Genomic DNA, 16,687 nt, shown 5'->3' with positions numbered 1-16,687 from the left:
CTGTCAATTTGCTCTATTCCAACCAGCTTTCGCGATCGAGGCTACGGAGGTGGATGGCCTCGGCAAGATGTTCGGTTTTAATATCCGCACACCGCTCAGTGTCTGCGATGGTACGTGATACGCGAAGGATACGATCATATGCCCGAGCTGAAAGCCCAAGCCGCTCCATGGCAATTTTCAGCAATGCTCGGCCACTTTCATCGATGCGGCATATCTCCCTTACCTGCTTGGGACTCATCTGTGCATTGCAATGGATGTTGTTGTGTGAACTAAACCGCTGGGCTTGCATTTCTCGAGCGGCGATAACCCGGCTCCGGACGACTTCACTTTTCTCGGCAGGGCGAGGTGAAGTCAATTCATTAAAGCCAATTGGGGTCACCTCGATATGCAAATCGATACGATCCAATAATGGCCCCGATACTTTACTTAGGTATTTTTGTACCGCCCCGGGGTTACATACACAGTCTTTTTGGGGGTGGTTGTGGAATCCGCAAGGACAGGGATTCATTGCTGCAACCAAGATAAAACTTGCCGGATAGTCTACTGAGAAACGTGCTCGGGAAATGGTGATTTGCCTAGATTCGAGGGGTTGGCGCATAACTTCCAGTACGGATCGTTTAAACTCCGGCAATTCATCCAAAAATAACACCCCATTGTGTGCCAGCGAAATCTCCCCGGGCTTCGGATTTGTTCCTCCGCCCACTAATGCGACGTCGCTTATCGTATGATGTGGTGCACGGAAAGGTCGATTCATGACACGCGATTGGGTTGCACCCAGTAGGCCGGCCACGGAATGTATTTTCGTGGTTTCCAGGGATTCATCCAAAGTCAGTGGCGGCAGAATCGTGGGAAGGCGCTTTGCCAACATGGTTTTGCCAGATCCGGGAGCACCGATAAGCAATACATTGTGCCCGCCAGCGGCGGCGATTTCCAAAGCGCGCTTAATATGCTCCTGCCCTTGCACATCTGCAAAGTCGGTGTCATTGTCTCCGATGTTATCCAGAAGCTCTTCCTGTAGGTTCATCTTTGCCTTGTTCAGCTGCTTCTTCTTCTGCACAAAGTCTATTGCTTCCTTGATGTGTTGAATACCGCATACCTGCAGGTTTTCTACAGCCGCCGCTTCACGCGCGTTAGCAAGTGGAAGGATGATGCCTTTGAAACCATCACGGGCTGCTTGCATTGCGATTGATAGCGCCCCTTTGACGGGTAGTATGCCACCGTCTAGGGACAATTCGCCCAAAATCAGAACTTCATCTAGGATTGGTGCTTCAATTTGCCTGGAAGATGCCAGAATACCAATAGCTATCGCCAGGTCATAGGCAGAACCCTCTTTACGGATATCAGCAGGGGCCAGGTTAACGACAATTTTTTGACGGGGCATACGGAAACCCGAGGTCGACAATGCGCTTTCTATGCGCTGCAAACTCTCTTTCACTGCATTGTCTGGTAAACCAACAATGTAGTATTTGGTTCCGCCAGAAATATTGACCTCAATGGTAATTGTAGTAGCTTCAATGCCGTATACGGCACTTCCATAGGTTTTGATTAGCATAGGCAGCACTAATTTCCGCTAAAGGTACGGAAAAAATCAGTTTTGATGCTGCTTTTCTTCGTATTGCTGCAGGGCTTCTTCGGCCACTTCACGAGCATGGTCATGAAGCTGGTAGATCTTTTCGCTGTCTTCTTCTACGATCAAGGGTTGTGATTGGACAATCACTTGGCGTACATCATACAACCATAGCATGGTATTCATCAACAGCGCAACCAAGCCAATCAAAATCAGAAGTTCCATCGTACCAATATACTGAAATGACAAGGCCGTCCCAATCATCAAAATATTGAAAGCAGAAAGCACCATGGTTGCCTGGGTATGGCTCATTCCCGTATCCAATAGCCGGTGATGGAGGTGGTTGCGATCGGCCATGAAGGGCGACTTGCCCTGAACCAACCGTATAACGATTACACGTAACGTATCAAAAATTGGGATGATTAGAATGGCAATAGTTATGGCAGGTACAGATTGACTGAAAGAATCGACCATTGACATCACTTCATCCGGTTTGTTTAGTTCGATAAACTGAATGGCCAACACCGAAATAATAAAACCGATGGTGTAAGCCCCGGCATCTCCCATGAAAATCCTCGCCTTACCCAGATTGTAACGAAGGAATCCCAATACCGATCCAGCCATGCTAAATGCGAATATTGCTAATCCATATTCCTGCATTCTGAAAAAGATATAGCCAAATGTGAGGCTTACGATTAAGCTCACGCTACCTAATAAACCATTGATGCCATCGATTAAGTTAAACGCGTTGATAATAAATACGATTAGCAGGCTTGAAAAGAGATAGCTGACTACAGGTGCAATCTCATAGATACCGAAAACACCATAAAAACTGGTCAACCGGATATCCGCGAAATATACCACAATTAACGCCGTGATTGATTGCGCAAGGAATTTTTTATAGGGATTTAAAGCGGCGAGGTCATCTTTCAGGCCAACCAGGAAAATGAGTAGCCCCGATGCAAATATATAATTGGCATAGGGTAAAATATCCCCTGATATGCAAAGGCAGGCCGTAAATGTAAATGACGTCAGTACGGCTATTCCGCCCAGGTTTGGCGTACGATATTTATGGATTTTTCGTTCTTCGAGAGCAGGATCATCAAATAAACGCTTTTGGTAAGCCAACTTGATCAAAGAAGGAACAGCGTATAAGGTGACGATACATGAAAACAGAAACGAAAAAAGTACCAAGTAAATGTCTATCATATAGCATAGCGTAATAGTACAACGCGTAAGGCCACAAAGATAACTTAAATAACCAAGTCACTGTGCTTCTTTCGCTCAAAAATATTTCAGTACGGTATCGGGATACGGAATCGCAATATTTATGCCACGAATGCTCAATGTGGGTGATTTGAGTTAAAAAGAGCTTGATGTTCGAAACGTTTTAATGGCGCGTAGTCGATTTTTCTGCTTGTTTTTTGGTTTTTGGCAAACGATTTGCAGATTTGTTTGTATATTTAACAGGATTGGGTGTTATGGGAATGACGGCCAGTCTAAACATATTCAAAAAGAATGAATCTTGATTTTTCAATTTAAATACACAGTAAATTATGAATGATAACGCAAAAGTGGTAGCAGCATTGTTAGCGGGTTTGGCCGCAGGAGCAGCTCTTGGAATTTTATTTGCACCGGATAAAGGTTCTGAAACGCGCGATAAATTGAATGATTCGTTGAAGGACTTGGGTGATGCGCTAAAAGAACGTACCGCCGAACAGCTGGAACATCTCAACGACTTCAAGGAAAAGGTTGTTGCTGCCGTTAAAACAAAGGTGAGTAAGGGCGAAGGCGCGATAGAAGAAGCACTGGAAGAGCACGCCTGAATATAGAAAGGGGCATTGCCCTAGGCCATAAACACGGCACGGCATTCAGCGCGACGTCATCCCTTTAGTGAGTGATGATGTCGCGTCAGTCATGATCATCATGTATCACAAAGGTTCCTATTCAGCATTGTAATCACAGACCCTTGGCCAAACCAGATGGAGGAAGAGAAATTTTCAATTAACGGCGTATTTCAAAAAAGCAAAGAGTATATCAATACCCGCCTTAAGCTATTGAAATTGGGCCTTGTCGAACGGTCTTCACGACTAATCGCAAGCCTGATCGTAGATGGTGTCAAAACGATATTGGCCCTATTTGTCATTTTCTTTCTCAGCTTGGCCTTAGGATTTTACCTGAGTGAGGTGTTAGGAAGTTCTTCTTTGGGATTCTTGGCTACCGGCGGCATATTCGTACTATTAATTGTACTGGTATCGGCATTTGAACCCCGCTTGGAACGCATATTTATGAACCTTTCCATTAAGCGTTTTTTGCAAAAGTGGAATGACGAAATAGACGAAGACGATGAGGAAGGAAAGCAAGATTAAGAGCCTGGACGACTTGAGGTTAGAAATCGCCCACCTCAAAACGCTTGCTAGGGCACAAGAGGATTACCTCAACGACCAATATCAACTTTTCAACGAAAAGATAGCGGCTCCTGTCCGATTTGTAAAATCACTTGCCTCTTGGGTTCCCGGTGTTGATTTGGCTAAAGGGCTATTTACCAAGGGAAACAAAGATGAAGATTGGCTAAGCAAAGCCTTGCGGATAGGGCTGCCGGTAATACTCAACCGATTCTTCTTACGCAAAGCTGGGTTTATTAAACGGGCCTTGGTGACACTGCTTTCCCAACAGGCAGCAGGCGCACTGAACAAAGATACCGTAACCAACTTGATTGGCAAAGTAGCTGATTTTGTGAGGCCCTCAGCGAAACGACGGAAAAAGCCCAAGCACCCCGACTATGGCATTCCGCCTGACAGCGAGACCTACTGAACAACACGATGTTTTAAAAAGTCTTCATAAGCCATTTTAATTCCGTCTTGAAGGGGTGTTGTGTGGTGCCAACCTAGGTTATGTATTTTGCTCACATCCATCAATTTCCTTGGTGTACCATCAGGTTTCGACGGATCAAACACAAGTTCGCCTTCGTAACCCACAATTGATTTAATCAAATAAGCCAGATCCCGTATACTCAGGTCTTTACCGGTACCAATATTAACCAGCTCGGGGCTATTGTAGTTTTCTATCAAAAACATACAGGCGTCAGCTAAATCGTCCGCAAACAGAAATTCACGTTTAGGATTGCCGCTACCCCATACGGTCACCGAAGGTTCATTTGATAGCTTTGCCTCGTGGATACGGCGGATAAGCGCGGGCAATACATGGGAAAGCTCCGGATGGTAGTTGTCGTTATAACCATACAGATTGGTTGGCATCACCGAGATAAAATTACACCCGTATTGGTCATGATATGCTTCGCAGAGTTTGATCCCGGCAATCTTAGCGATAGCATAGGGCTCATTAGTCGATTCCAACAATCCCGTAAGTAAATATTCTTCTTTGATAGGCTGGGGAGCGAGCTTGGGATAAATGCAACTCGACCCCAAAAAGAGCAGCTTTTTACTTCCGTGCACGTAGGCTTGGTGGATGACATTGGTTTGTATCGCCAGGTTTTCGTAAAGAAAATCTGCGCAAAGCGTATTATTGGCCAATATGCCGCCGACCTTGGCTGCAGCAAGAAATACGTATTCTGGCTTTTCTTCTGCAAAAAAATCCGCAACGGCCTGTTGGTTCCGCAAATCCAATTCATCTGAGGTGCGCACCACCAGCTTATTAAAGCCGTCTGCTTCTAATTTTCGATGGATAGCCGATCCCACCATTCCACGATGCCCAGCGATATATATTTTTGCGTTTTTTTCCATGTTTCAGAAGGAGTATTGTACAAAGATAAGACTATTTTTGCGGGCGGCTCGAAGTAACTTGCGGAATAGCCGCGGGTGAAATCCGACTAAGTGGAAACGTGCCTAGCCGGCGGAATATAGTTATGGGAAAAGATAAATTAAAGAAATTCGCAGAAATCAGCACATTTGCCAATGTGTTGCAGCTAGAGCAGGGCAAACCGAAGAAAGGTCAGTGGGCATTCAGTCAGTTTGGCAACGAACGGCCAATCGTATTGGAGCTCGCTTGCGGCAAAGGTGAATATACGGTGAATATGGCCAAACTGTTTCCGGACAAAAACTTTATTGGTATTGATTACAAAGGCAATCGCATTTGGCGTGGGGCCAAAACAGCGCTTGAGGAAGGCCTCGCAAACGTCGCATTCCTTCGTATTCAGATTGAAACCATTTTGGATTATTTTGCATCGGGCGAGGTTTCCGAGATTTGGATTACATTCCCCGACCCCCAACCACAGCAGAGCCGAGAAAAGAAACGGCTTACCAATCCGGCTTTTCTGAACGTATACCAACAGATCTTGGTACCGAACGGCATCATGCACCTCAAAACCGATAACGATGGTCTATATGCGTATACCATAGAAAAGCTGGCCGAATTGGAATTACCGGTCTATTCCCAAACGACCGACCTATATCGCTCCGATCTGGTAGATGAGGTGTTGGCAATCAAAACCTACTATGAAAAAAAATACCTTCAAGTGAAAAACATCAACTATGTAACGTGGGGTTCGCGCTGATCTTGCGTTTCCGCAGATTGATTTTCTCGAAATTTACCGGCTGCGGGATCTTCACATAATAGCCTGTGCCATCGTACGGCCGCTTACGGGGATGGCTCATGCAGAGATCCGAACAACACCCCTGCATCTTTTCACCGCATGCTTCACATTGGGTGACGTGTTCATTGCACTCAGGGTTGGCACAATTGACCATGCGACTGGTGGTCGTGCCGCAGTTGTAACAGATTGATACTGTGGTCGGGTTTATGTTGTTAACGTCGACGGTGAGCCGATTGTCGAATACGTAACATTTCCCTTCAAAATCTTTACCACCGGCCTCCTTACCATACTTAATGATCCCGCCGTGCAATTGATAAACATCCTGGAATCCCTCCTGGAGTAGAAGTGCCGACGCCTTTTCGCATTTAATGCCGCCTGTGCAATAGGTAAGTATCTTTTTGTCCTTGTATTTCGCTAACTCATTGATCTTCTCGGGGAATTCCCTGAAGTTTTCGATATCCAATGTAACCGCATTTTTAAAACGACCAACATGGTGTTCATAGTTTGACCTAACGTCCAGCACCACCACATCCTCACGATCCTTCATTTCCAAGAATTCACGGGGTTCAAGATATTTGCCGGTTTCCCTTGTTGGGTCGATAATTTTGGGATCGCGCAATCCGGAATGGACAATTTCGGACTTATACCTGCAATGCATCTTAAGGAAAGATGGTTCATCTACCTCATCGATCTTAAAATCGATCTTCTCAAACCTAGGATCAGCGTGTACAGCATTCATATACGCGTTACAAGCCGCTGGAGTACCGGATACGGTCCCGTTGAGGCCTTCGTCTGCCACAATGATGCGGCCCACCAAGCCAAGCGACTTACAAAACTGAAGGTGGTCTGCGGCAAACTGCTCCGCTTGGTCTATGTGGCTGTAGCAATAATACAGCAGGGTGTGGTATGTCTTCATATTTCATTGATACCGCTGCAAACGGCGTTTAATGTTTTCGGATGCAAATTTAGCTAAATTCGCCTTTATGTACAATACTATTACGCCGCATATGAAGGCGAACTATTCGTTTATCTAAAACGAATACTTAATTGATCGCCCTTAATGGTAGATAAGAGGTTACGCCCGTATGTGGCTCGTGAATGATAATGGCAATGCAGCGATCGTCCGCATCGACTTCGAACGCAATACCCTCATCGGTATCGTAAATGGAATACATCCCTCCCTTTCCGGCATAGGTTTCTACGATGCGAAGAGGTTTGGCATAAGCGTCGGAAATTTCACTTAATGCAGCACCGACATGAATAGATTCCTGTGTTTCGAAATGGGGCGATGTAATCCGGATTTGTTTTATCCGGGCAGTTTCGTCATTGCCCATATCACGTGAAGTAAAGATCGACAAGGGGTAAGAAGAATCTGTATCGGTATACCACATCAATACCGCCTTTCCCATAGCGGCATTGCTGAAATCGGGATTGCCCAGCAGCCGATGCACCACACGATCAGAATCACCGAGCCTGAACGCGCCGGCGGACTGCCCTGGTACGAGCATCAAGCTATCGGAAATGTTGAAATGTTCGTCAGCCGCACGTTCGGTTTGCGTCTGATGATCCGCGCCTCCTTGTCCGCCACAGGCTATAAACGTAAGGCCGATAATGGCAACAAGGATGTACTTTTGAAATAACGTCATTACGTAATCCATATTAATAAAACGGCTACTGCAGTGTTTTGTTTCGTAATGGGGCAAGCAAGTATTCCAGCCCGTTGAGCTTAATTTCGTACATCGTAGCCAATAACATCCCTACTTTACCCTTAGGAAAGCCTTTTTGATGAAACCATACAAGGTATGCTTCAGGCAAGTTACAGATCAGCGTGTCCTTGTATTTGCCAAAAGGCATCTTTGTGGCTACGAGTCCTTGCATTATTTCTTCATGTGTCATAGGAATAAGGTTAGTCATTGGTTTTGCCATGGCGGACGTAATATACAATCAAGTTCACGGCGATAACCACATGATTGAAAACATTGGGCAGCAAACCGTAATGTTTGCTGAAAATACGAAAACGCTCTTTGAGGCTTTGCCAATGCCGCTGCTTAGACATCCCCCCAACCAAGTATTTGGCCACGATACGATTGGTATTTACACTTTTGTTGGCGCGCTTCGCAGCACAGATCACCCAGTCGATATCCGCACTTAACCGATAACGAAGATTATACTGCCCTACAATGCTGCGTCTAATGTAGATAGCCTGGTGACTGATGTTCATGCCGTAGCGGAAACTCCGCCAAGTAAACCGCTCAGGTATGGCATGTCTGCGCAAACCAAGTGAGTGCCAATCGGCGTCGAATAGCTCCGTTTCACCATAGTAGATGTCGGCATCCGCAACCGTCGAAAACACACCTTCTACTGTTTCAGGAGAATAAATTTCGTCGCCCGAATTCATGAAAAGCACATAGTCGCCCGTAGCCATAGCTAGCCCTTTGTTCATAGCATCGTAGATTCCGTCGTCTGGTTCGCTTTTCATACAGGCAATGTGGCTGGCGTATCGACTGATAACTTCTACCGTACCATCATTGGAACCGCCATCAACGACGATATACTCGATATGCGGGTACGTTTGATGGATGACGGATAGGAGCGTGCGTTCTATGTCACGTACATTATTGTAAACGACGGTGATGATTGTGAGTGTTGGTGAAAATAACATCATGTCGCATAAACGATTAAATAGCTTCAGGTTTTTGCACGACCATCACATTGTTATGGAAAAAATTCATGTTTGTCGGCAATACAGCTGAAAGCAGCAACCCACAGATGGTGATGGGGGTGATGAACAATGGCGTAAGCACTATCCTTAGGGCTTTGTTTCTCGGAAAAATATGCTGATAAACATAAGCTCCCCACATCTGACAGATCGTACTCACGTAATCGGTAGTCTTTTCCTCTGCTATAACAATGAACCCTTTTTCTCGCAGAATGTGTTTCAGGCCAAACGAGGTGTAGCGCCCAAAGTCGAAAGGGACTTCATGTTCGTCCCACACAAAAGGCACGGTCAACAGCATTTTACCGTTGGGCTTGAGCACCCGGTATAATTCGTCGAGTATTTGAGAAAGATTGAATATATGCTCAAAGACTTCACTAGAAAAGATGCTGTCGAAAGACTCGTCCCCGAATGGCAACGTTTTCCCGTCGTAGTAAACATCGATATCTTCGTTGCGATGATCGTGACCACTGATTTCGATATCTGTTCCGACATATTCCGTTACATCAAATAACGCTTTGTAAGGCTTGCTACCGCAACCGAAATCCAGCAATCGCCCGTTCAGGTGTTTGCTGAATTGGGATACGCCTCGGTATAGTCCCCGTCTGATGATAAAAAACGGATTAAAGAACAAACCCAAAAATGTGGGTTGAAATAAGGATTTGTTATATAGCTTCTTTAGTTTTGTTACCAAGACAATCGGTTTTAATCCTTAAACTGTGCTTTCCAGCGCGCTATTGCTTCGTTATCCAAGTATAGTTTCACACTCATCTCTTCATGGATTTTTTCCTCTAACTCTGCAATCCGGTGACGCTCGAGCACATTCAACCCGATATCGTTTCGCATTTCGAGTGCCCGATTATCTATTCCGATAATGATGGCTTTCCGCTTTTTCTGCAATGCCCGTATGCCCGCATGGAGGCGTGTGCCCACATATTCACATTGTTCGTTTTCAAGGAACTCATCAAATGCGGATAACTTAGGTGCAATATAGCGGATATCCGATGTTAGGCTCTCGATATATGATTGATCTTTCGCCCCCTGTATCCAAACATACACCTGGCGATAGTGTGCTTTCAGAATTTCGAGCATCCGCTTGTCCCGTTCGGGATCGCGCATGTAATCCGTAATGGTAGTGACTACCGTATCGCGCTTCTTGGGGTTAATTTGCGAGCAATGTGGTTCATTTAACCCCCACGCCGTAGGGCAGCCTGTGTTGACAACATTCCTAATCCCAATTTCGCTTAACTTATTTAGGGTATAGTTATCCCTGACAGCATGAAGATACTTGGTTGAAAACAGCGCCTTATACATCATCCGTGAATATGCGGACACGGGTTTTTCCTGATATTGCCACCAACCTACTCCCAACAATACAATTTTGTGATGCAATACGGCTAAATCTTTTAGTCCGACCTTCCATTGGCTTTTCCGCAGGGTATTGTTCTTCAATAGATTAGTGCCCCCTACGAGGCCGGTGTCATATTTTCGAAGCCTGAATAGGTCTTTTGGATGAATGGAAAAGTGAGTGGGCACGTTGATGACAAAATCATTCATAAAAAGCTCATCCGCAATCCGATTGACCGCATCCATAATGATGTGGTCTCCAAGATTAGTGGTACCTATTGACGTGTCAAAAATGATTTTCGGCATAGAACTCTTTGCAGTTTATCTCTTCATTAAACGTTGAAAGGTTGGGACAAAAAATAGTGCTTTTAGCATCATCCATCCTTGGGCCCTTGTTTTGGGTACAAAGATAACAAACAGCGCCGTACATGCATATGCCAATAACGTTGCGTATGCAGCACCAATCATGCCATACTTAGGAATCCACACAACATTCAGCACGATATTCGCCAATGCACCAATCAGTGCACGGATCAACGATAGAAATGTGTATCCCTCTGCGATGAGGTATTGGCCACTTGCCACATTGAGGAAAACAAATATGCCCGCCCAAACATGGACGGTGAGAATGGATGCTCCTGCCGCAAATTCGGGCTTGTAAAGCAAGCCATACAGCATCGGAGCGGCAAATGTGATCAATACGGCGATGCTAATGCTGATTACCGACATCAGCTCATACAGGTTTTGCAACCTTCGTTGATAACGGGCCGCATCGTCGCGCCGTGCATTCATAATGGCTGGAAACAATGCCGTCACAATGGCCATCGGGATGAAATACCACCCTTCACTGAGGCTCACCACCGTGGTGTATATGCCCAAAATAGCCTCGCCCATGTATGCTTCAAGCATCAGTTGATCGATTTTCATGTATAGGGTAATGAAAACGGCCGAAAACGCCAATGGCCAAGCATAGTTGAGTAAGTGCTTGGCCATCGATCCGTCAAACTTCCAATCGAAAACACGGTGCCCCCGACGATGATACATATATAGGTATCCCAAGGCCAGCAATACTGAATCTACTAACAACATCCACACAAACCACGTGAGGGATGCTTGCCAGAGGACGAGTAGCAGTTTAGCCAACGCAGACAGTAAATTGGCTCCCACCTGCACATACATGATGTATTTTCCTTGTATGCTTGATTGGAAGTAGCTGTCTATGATATTGATGGATTGGAAAAGGCAGACAAACGAAACGATGATCACGTATTCAATCGGCGTGGCGCGCGCTTCGGCAGCATACCTACCAATAAGATGGTAGGTGAGGTAAATTAAAGGAAGTGCTACGATGCCGGCAATCAATCTGAGGCGGAATGCTGTGCCCAATATGCTGTGTTGCTTGTGCGGCTCTTGTAGCAATTGGCGGGTTACGAAACTGTCCATACCCAATGCACAGGCAGCCATGAAAAAAGCGACCAATACCAGCGGGTAGTTGAGTATACCGTTTTGACTGTTGCCTAAATAATTGGGAATAACGATGGCGGTAATCACCATTTTAATAAACAATGATCCCGCGCGGGCGATCATTAGCCAGCCTGTGTTCTTGAAATAGGTGTAAAACGCAGCTTGGTCGAACCCGGGCAAAGACGGAGTCTTCATTAAAACAACCTGCTAGACGACCTCCACCACTTTACCAAACCCCACCAGACTGGGGTGTTTGGCGTCCAGGTCGGTTACCAAATAGGAAATGGCATTGAGGCTACACACTTTCATTTTCTGTACAGAATTTAGTTTTTCCGCAATGCTCAGGATAGCGGTCTTACTTGAGCATCGGATCATCGCTTTCTTGATTTGCACGACCTCCCAATCGGAGTCGGTTACGCCATCCTCTACCGAAAGGCTGTTAGTGCCAAGTAGGCACAGGTCTACCCGTATCTCCGACAACTGGTTGATCACCTGAGATCCAATGCTGATATTGGTATTGCGGGAAAGTTTGCCTCCGATGAGGATGACATCTGCATGGGTGCGCTCCGCCAATTCGAGCGCCACCAAGGGGCTGATGGTAAAGAATGTACACTGAAGACTTTCGGGTATAATCCGTGCCAGCTCAAGCATGGTAGTGCCCCCGCCCGCTAAGACGGTCATTCCATTTTGGACGAGCTTAAGTGCTTTGCTGGCAATTTGCTTTTTGGCATCGCGCGCATACACGTTGTTTTCCTGAAAGGGGTATTGGAACGATTTGGATAACGCCCCGCCATACACTTTCAATACTTTCCCATTCTCTGCCAACTCATTCAAGTCACGTCTTATAGTATCTTCCGAGACATTGAGCTGTACACTGAGATCCGACGATAATACCTTGTTATGCAAGTTTATTTGATGGATGATAAAAGCTTGCCGTTCTTCTTTCAACATGGTGTATGCGGTTTATTCATCGGGTAAAGATAGGATAAACTTAGATAAATTTGTTTTATTTGTACGCGTGCTCTGAAAGTAGCTATAAAAATTAACTAATGAAATCGATGACCGAATCACTCACCGCAATCACCAATGGGATTGTTTTTACTGGCGAAAAGCTGGTTAGCGACCGCGTCGTTTTGATTAAAGCAGGTAAGGTGTCAGGCCTTATCTCTACGGTCGAAATTCCTGAAGGTGCTGAAATCGTCGACGCAATGGGGAATTATGTGGTGCCGGGGTTCATCGATTTGCAAATATATGGCGGTGGCGGACGGCTATTTTCGGCTAGTCCCACGAAGAAAACAATGGATGAGATTGCCCAGGGCTTGGTAACGTCGGGCACCACCAGCTTTATGATCACCGTGGCCACCAATACCATGGAATTAGTTGATGAAGCATTGACCACGCTGAGCGACTACCGGCACCCCGCGTTATTAGGCTTACATTTGGAGGGGCCGTATCTTAATCCGGCAAAGCGGGGAGCCCATCCCGCAGCATATATCCGCAAGCCGGAAAAATCGGAGATCAGTAGGTTGTTGGATAGGGGAAAAGGTTGTCTGCGCATGATGACCATAGCACCCGAGCGGTTTGACCCCGAGACCATTACTTTGCTGCTCGACCGCGGAGTACTATTATCTGCCGGACATAGCGATGCCACGTTTAACCAAGCAATGGACGGATTTGGCAATGGCATCCAGGCGGTCACCCATTTTTTCAACGCCATGTCTCCTTTCCATCATCGCAATCCCGGATTACCGGGCGCTACATTCCAGTCGGATAAAGTAAAGGCGAGCATCATCGCCGATGGAATTCATGTGGATTATCAGACACTCGCCATCAGCAAAAGGCTATTGGGCGACCGGCTCTTTTTGATTACCGATGCCGTAGTAGAGGTGAATACAGGCACTTATACGCATGTCTTCAAGGGCGACCGGTATACCTTGCCAGATGGCACGCTATCGGGGTCAGCATTAACGATGATGCAGGCTGTCGCAAATTGTGTCCTTCATGTGGGGATTTCACTGGAGGAGGCTTTGCGGATGGCGACCTTATATCCGGCGTCGTTGATCGGGGCAGCGCATTTGGGCCGAATAACAACGGGAGCCACTGCAAATGTGGTTGTTTTCGACAGCCTATATACGGTTAAGCATGTTTTTCTTGAGGGAAAACGCCAATGAGAAAATTAGTCAACCTCCTTTACTTTCAAGTACTCGTAGCCATTATCATTGGGGTTCTGATCGGCCATTTTTACCCGACACTCGGTGTCCAGTTAAAGCCATTTGGTGATGGCTTCATCAAACTCATCAAGATGGTAATTGCGCCGCTGATCTTCTGTAGTATCGTATTGGGTATCGCGGGGATGGAAGACGTCAAGAAAATCGGTAAGGTCGGCGTAAAAGCGTTACTGTATTTCCAGCTGTCTACCATGGCAGCCATGCTGCTCGGTGTGCTGGTCATCAATCTGGTTAAACCGGGAGAAGGTATGCACGTCGACCCAAAAACACTGGATACGACCGAAGTCTCCTCTTATATTAAGGAAAGCGGACACCAGGGCGGTGTGAAGGACTTCCTATTGGATATCATCCCCGAGAATGTCTTCGGTGCCTTATCGTCAGGAAATCTGCTGCAGGTGCTTTTCTTTGCGGTATTGTTTGGCTACGGTCTATCGAAGATAGGCGCTAAAGCCGAGCCCGCCATGCGCGTCATGCAATCTTTTCTGGATGGTTTATTCGCCGTAATCAAAATGATCATGAAAGTAGCTCCAATCGGAGCGATGGGGGCTATGGGATTTACCATCGGGAAATACGGTATCAGTTCCCTCTCGTCACTGGGTATGCTGATGCTTTGTTTTTATGCTACGTGCTTGTTGTACATCTTTGTGGCTGTAGGCTTGATCCTCAACTATTACGGCATAAGCATCTTCAAGATGCTCCGATACATCAAAGAGGAATTGCTTGTCGTGCTGGGTACCTCTTCTTCAGAATCGGTACTACCGGTGATCATGCAGAAACTGGAGCAAATGGGTTGCTCCCGGCCGGTAGTAAGGCTCGCCATACCTACTGGATATTCATTCAATTTAGATGGGACAACCATCTACCTCACGATGGCGGCCATTTTCCTTTCGCAGGCATTGGATGTGCCGATGAACCTGATGGAACAACTGTTGTTATTGTTTGTGCTGACTATCACATCCAATGGCGCAGCGGGTGTAACAGGAAGCGGATTTATTATTCTGGCTGCGACACTACCCATTGTCGGGCATATGCCGGTCGAATCCGTGGCGTTGATCTTCGGTATCGACCGCTTCATGAGTGAAGCACGCGCGCTGACCAACGTCATCGGCAATACGGCCGCGACCCTTGTCGTAGCCCGCTGGGAAAACGAACTGGATATGGACCAATTGAAATCGGAGCTGGGTTAGCTTATTCCTCTTGCTGTGCCGGCTCTGAAGTCTCACCTTCGTTGGCGAGATCAGCCAGAATGTGATTTACTTCCTCTTCCGTGGCGGTAAGCTTGGCTTTGCATATATTGGTGAGCAGCGCGGCACGTTTCACTTTCTCCGAAAGCTCATCGATGGAGATTTCTCCCCGCTCAATTTCCGACACAATGGTCTGTAGTTCATCAAATGCGTCTGTATAGGTGTATTTCTTATTCATCACTTGGATTTAACTCTTTTACCGTGCTTATTATGTTCCCCGAAGCCAGGGATGTCTCAACGATATCGCCTTTTTGAATGCCGTCGGTACTTTTTACAGCACGCCCGTTTAGTCGGGTAATGCTATACCCTCGGCCCAGCACCTGCTGGGGATCCAATAGGTTAATGGACCGTTCAGTACTCGTTAAATCAACCTTTGTGTTTTTAAGGCTTGCTAAACTGATCGTTTTCAATCCTTGCTGGGCGTTTAACACTTGTTGTTGTGCTTGCCGTAGAGACATTATACTTGCCATATTCAACTGTATGCGCCCGTGTCCGAGCGCCTTTTGTTGCTGCTTCACCAAATGGATGCTGTTTAGGCGGAAATAACGACCCGTATCGTTGAGGCTGGTTTTATATACGGCCAATAGCTGTGTCGCCCGTTGTATGATGATATCTCTCGCCCTGCTCACCGATAGGGCGAAATTGTGAAAACGCCGGATAAGAAAGTCCGCCAGTTCACTGGGTGTGATCGCTTTTTTGTAAGCCACCATTTCACTCACCGTTTCGTTGGTCGAGTGACCGATACCAGTAAGTATGGGAATGGGAAATTTGGCGATAGCCGCAGCCAACATATAATTATTGTAGCTTGATAAGCCGACTTCGCCCCCACCACCGCGGATGATAGCCACCGCATCATATGCATCCGAATGCTCGGCGATGCGTGTCAATTGATTGATAATGGAAGGGATTGATTTATCGCCTTGCAATAAAGCCGGGAACAATGTTTTCTCAAACCGGTAGCCCCAGGGATTTCCGTCGACGATTTTCAGGAAATCAGCATACCCCTTACTTGTTTCTACCGATATGATAGCTAACCGCTTTGGTACGACAGGCAGCGAAAGCCCCTTATTGGCTTGAAAAATTCCCTCTTTTTTGAGGCGACTGATACTCTCCTGCCTTTCCCTTTCCAGTTCACCAAGCGAATACGCTGGATCGATGTCCATAATGCGGAGCGTCATACCATATAGGGGGTCATATGAGATGGTCGCCTGAAACAAAATCGTGACTCCATTTTTCAGGGGCTCTCCTGTAATTTCGATAAACCGTTGGTTGACGCGGCGATAATCACCATTCCAAAGCACGGAGCGCATCTCGGCAATGACCTTGCCGTCCATCTTTTCCACCAGCTCGGGGTAGCAATGGCCCGAGTGCGCGTAATGGTTAAGCTTGTTCATTTCCGCTTTTATCCAATAAACACTTTTATAGCGCGCTGCAATGGCTTTCTGAATACTACGGGCCACCTCTGCGAGGGAAAAGACCGCCTTGTCAAACAATTTCTCGGGCATAACCAAAGGTAAGCTTTTTCCATAAAATCACTACCTTTGTGCCATGAAACCTGCCATATCATCG

General features: G+C 46.4%; 19 protein-coding genes. 6 read left to right on the top strand and 13 right to left on the bottom strand.

Annotated features, from left to right (window positions below; all coding sequences use genetic code 11):
* Positions 1–13: 13 nt before the first annotated feature.
* Both IEV98_RS03895 and IEV98_RS03890 read right to left on the bottom strand, forming a co-directional pair.
* Positions 14–1,552 carry a YifB family Mg chelatase-like AAA ATPase gene (locus IEV98_RS03895; RefSeq protein WP_188504594.1) on the bottom strand — a complete coding sequence of 513 codons (1,539 nt, stop codon included), beginning with the start codon at positions 1,550–1,552 and terminating at the stop codon, positions 14–16.
* Positions 1,553–1,588: 36 nt separating this feature from the next.
* Entirely contained in the window at positions 1,589–2,776 is a 1,188-nt protein-coding gene (locus IEV98_RS03890) for a glycosyltransferase family 4 protein (RefSeq protein WP_188504593.1), read from the bottom strand.
* Between the two features lie 347 nt (positions 2,777–3,123).
* On the opposite strand from IEV98_RS03890, the gene IEV98_RS03885 reads away from it, so the two are divergent.
* The 3 genes from IEV98_RS03885 (at position 3,124) to IEV98_RS03875 (ending at position 4,381) form a co-directional block, all read left to right on the top strand.
* A complete protein-coding gene (locus IEV98_RS03885; RefSeq protein WP_188504592.1) occupies positions 3,124–3,393 on the top strand; it encodes a YtxH domain-containing protein in 270 nt (89 codons plus the stop codon).
* 156 nt (positions 3,394–3,549) lie between these two features.
* Entirely contained in the window at positions 3,550–3,936 is a 387-nt protein-coding gene (locus IEV98_RS03880) for a phage holin family protein (protein ID WP_188504591.1), read from the top strand.
* Positions 3,914–4,381, top strand: a complete 468-nt coding sequence (locus IEV98_RS03875) for a hypothetical protein (protein ID WP_188504590.1) — start codon at positions 3,914–3,916, stop codon at positions 4,379–4,381. The genes IEV98_RS03880 and IEV98_RS03875 overlap by 23 nt, the downstream gene beginning before the upstream one ends.
* On the opposite strand, the gene IEV98_RS03870 is transcribed toward IEV98_RS03875, so the two are convergent.
* Positions 4,375–5,310, bottom strand: a complete 936-nt coding sequence (locus IEV98_RS03870) for a GDP-L-fucose synthase family protein (RefSeq protein WP_188504589.1) — start codon at positions 5,308–5,310, stop codon at positions 4,375–4,377. The two genes, IEV98_RS03875 and IEV98_RS03870, sit on opposite strands and share 7 nt — an antisense overlap.
* A gap of 122 nt (positions 5,311–5,432) precedes the next feature.
* On the opposite strand from IEV98_RS03870, the gene trmB reads away from it, so the two are divergent.
* Positions 5,433–6,080, top strand: a complete 648-nt coding sequence (trmB, locus tag IEV98_RS03865; protein ID WP_188504588.1) for a tRNA (guanosine(46)-N7)-methyltransferase TrmB — start codon at positions 5,433–5,435, stop codon at positions 6,078–6,080.
* Here trmB and trhO read toward each other — a convergent pair.
* The 8 genes from trhO to IEV98_RS03825 form a co-directional block, all read right to left on the bottom strand.
* The gene (gene trhO, locus IEV98_RS03860; RefSeq protein ID WP_188504587.1) at positions 6,052–7,035 is read right to left on the bottom strand and encodes an oxygen-dependent tRNA uridine(34) hydroxylase TrhO; all 984 of its coding nucleotides are present in this window, start codon (positions 7,033–7,035) and stop codon (positions 6,052–6,054) included. The two genes, trmB and trhO, sit on opposite strands and share 29 nt — an antisense overlap.
* 127 nt (positions 7,036–7,162) lie before the next feature.
* Positions 7,163–7,765 (bottom strand): hypothetical protein, encoded by a 603-nt coding sequence (locus IEV98_RS03855; protein ID WP_188504586.1) that lies wholly within the window; start codon positions 7,763–7,765, stop codon positions 7,163–7,165.
* Between the two features lie 25 nt (positions 7,766–7,790).
* Positions 7,791–8,015, bottom strand: coding sequence for a DUF3820 family protein (locus tag IEV98_RS03850; protein ID WP_188504585.1), 225 nt, complete (start codon positions 8,013–8,015; stop codon positions 7,791–7,793).
* Between the two features lie 10 nt (positions 8,016–8,025).
* Positions 8,026–8,784 (bottom strand): glycosyltransferase family 2 protein, encoded by a 759-nt coding sequence (locus IEV98_RS03845; RefSeq protein WP_188504584.1) that lies wholly within the window; start codon positions 8,782–8,784, stop codon positions 8,026–8,028.
* A 13-nt stretch (positions 8,785–8,797) separates the two neighbouring features.
* Complete coding sequence (locus IEV98_RS03840) at positions 8,798–9,529, bottom strand: class I SAM-dependent methyltransferase (RefSeq protein ID WP_188504583.1); 732 nt, start codon at positions 9,527–9,529, stop codon at positions 8,798–8,800.
* Positions 9,530–9,540: 11 nt separating this feature from the next.
* Positions 9,541–10,488 carry a polysaccharide pyruvyl transferase family protein gene (locus IEV98_RS03835; protein WP_188504582.1) on the bottom strand — a complete coding sequence of 316 codons (948 nt, stop codon included), beginning with the start codon at positions 10,486–10,488 and terminating at the stop codon, positions 9,541–9,543.
* Between the two features lie 15 nt (positions 10,489–10,503).
* Positions 10,504–11,841: a flippase gene (locus IEV98_RS03830; protein WP_188504581.1), complete on the bottom strand. Its 1,338-nt coding sequence runs from the start codon at positions 11,839–11,841 to the stop codon at positions 10,504–10,506.
* A gap of 12 nt (positions 11,842–11,853) precedes the next feature.
* Entirely contained in the window at positions 11,854–12,597 is a 744-nt protein-coding gene (locus IEV98_RS03825) for a DeoR/GlpR family DNA-binding transcription regulator (protein ID WP_188504580.1), read from the bottom strand.
* A gap of 98 nt (positions 12,598–12,695) precedes the next feature.
* Here IEV98_RS03825 and nagA point away from each other — a divergent pair, with 98 nt between their 5' ends.
* Together nagA and IEV98_RS03815 are read left to right on the top strand one after the other, a co-directional pair.
* Positions 12,696–13,817, top strand: coding sequence for an N-acetylglucosamine-6-phosphate deacetylase (gene nagA / locus IEV98_RS03820; RefSeq protein WP_229738551.1), 1,122 nt, complete (start codon positions 12,696–12,698; stop codon positions 13,815–13,817).
* Entirely contained in the window at positions 13,814–15,061 is a 1,248-nt protein-coding gene (locus tag IEV98_RS03815) for a dicarboxylate/amino acid:cation symporter (protein ID WP_188504579.1), read from the top strand. The genes nagA and IEV98_RS03815 overlap by 4 nt, the downstream gene beginning before the upstream one ends.
* A gap of 1 nt (position 15,062) precedes the next feature.
* On the opposite strand, the gene xseB is transcribed toward IEV98_RS03815, so the two are convergent.
* The gene (xseB, locus tag IEV98_RS03810; RefSeq protein ID WP_188504578.1) at positions 15,063–15,296 is read right to left on the bottom strand and encodes an exodeoxyribonuclease VII small subunit; all 234 of its coding nucleotides are present in this window, start codon (positions 15,294–15,296) and stop codon (positions 15,063–15,065) included.
* Entirely contained in the window at positions 15,289–16,623 is a 1,335-nt protein-coding gene (gene xseA, locus IEV98_RS03805) for an exodeoxyribonuclease VII large subunit (RefSeq protein ID WP_188504577.1), read from the bottom strand. The genes xseB and xseA overlap by 8 nt, the downstream gene beginning before the upstream one ends.
* Positions 16,624–16,687: the final 64 nt, after the last annotated feature.

The sequence above is a fragment of the Parapedobacter pyrenivorans genome, from assembly GCF_014636865.1.
GTDB lineage: Bacteria > Bacteroidota > Bacteroidia > Sphingobacteriales > Sphingobacteriaceae > Parapedobacter > Parapedobacter pyrenivorans.
The sequence above is the reverse complement of the archived record's forward strand: the minus strand, read 5'-3'. Positions and strand labels throughout refer to the sequence as shown.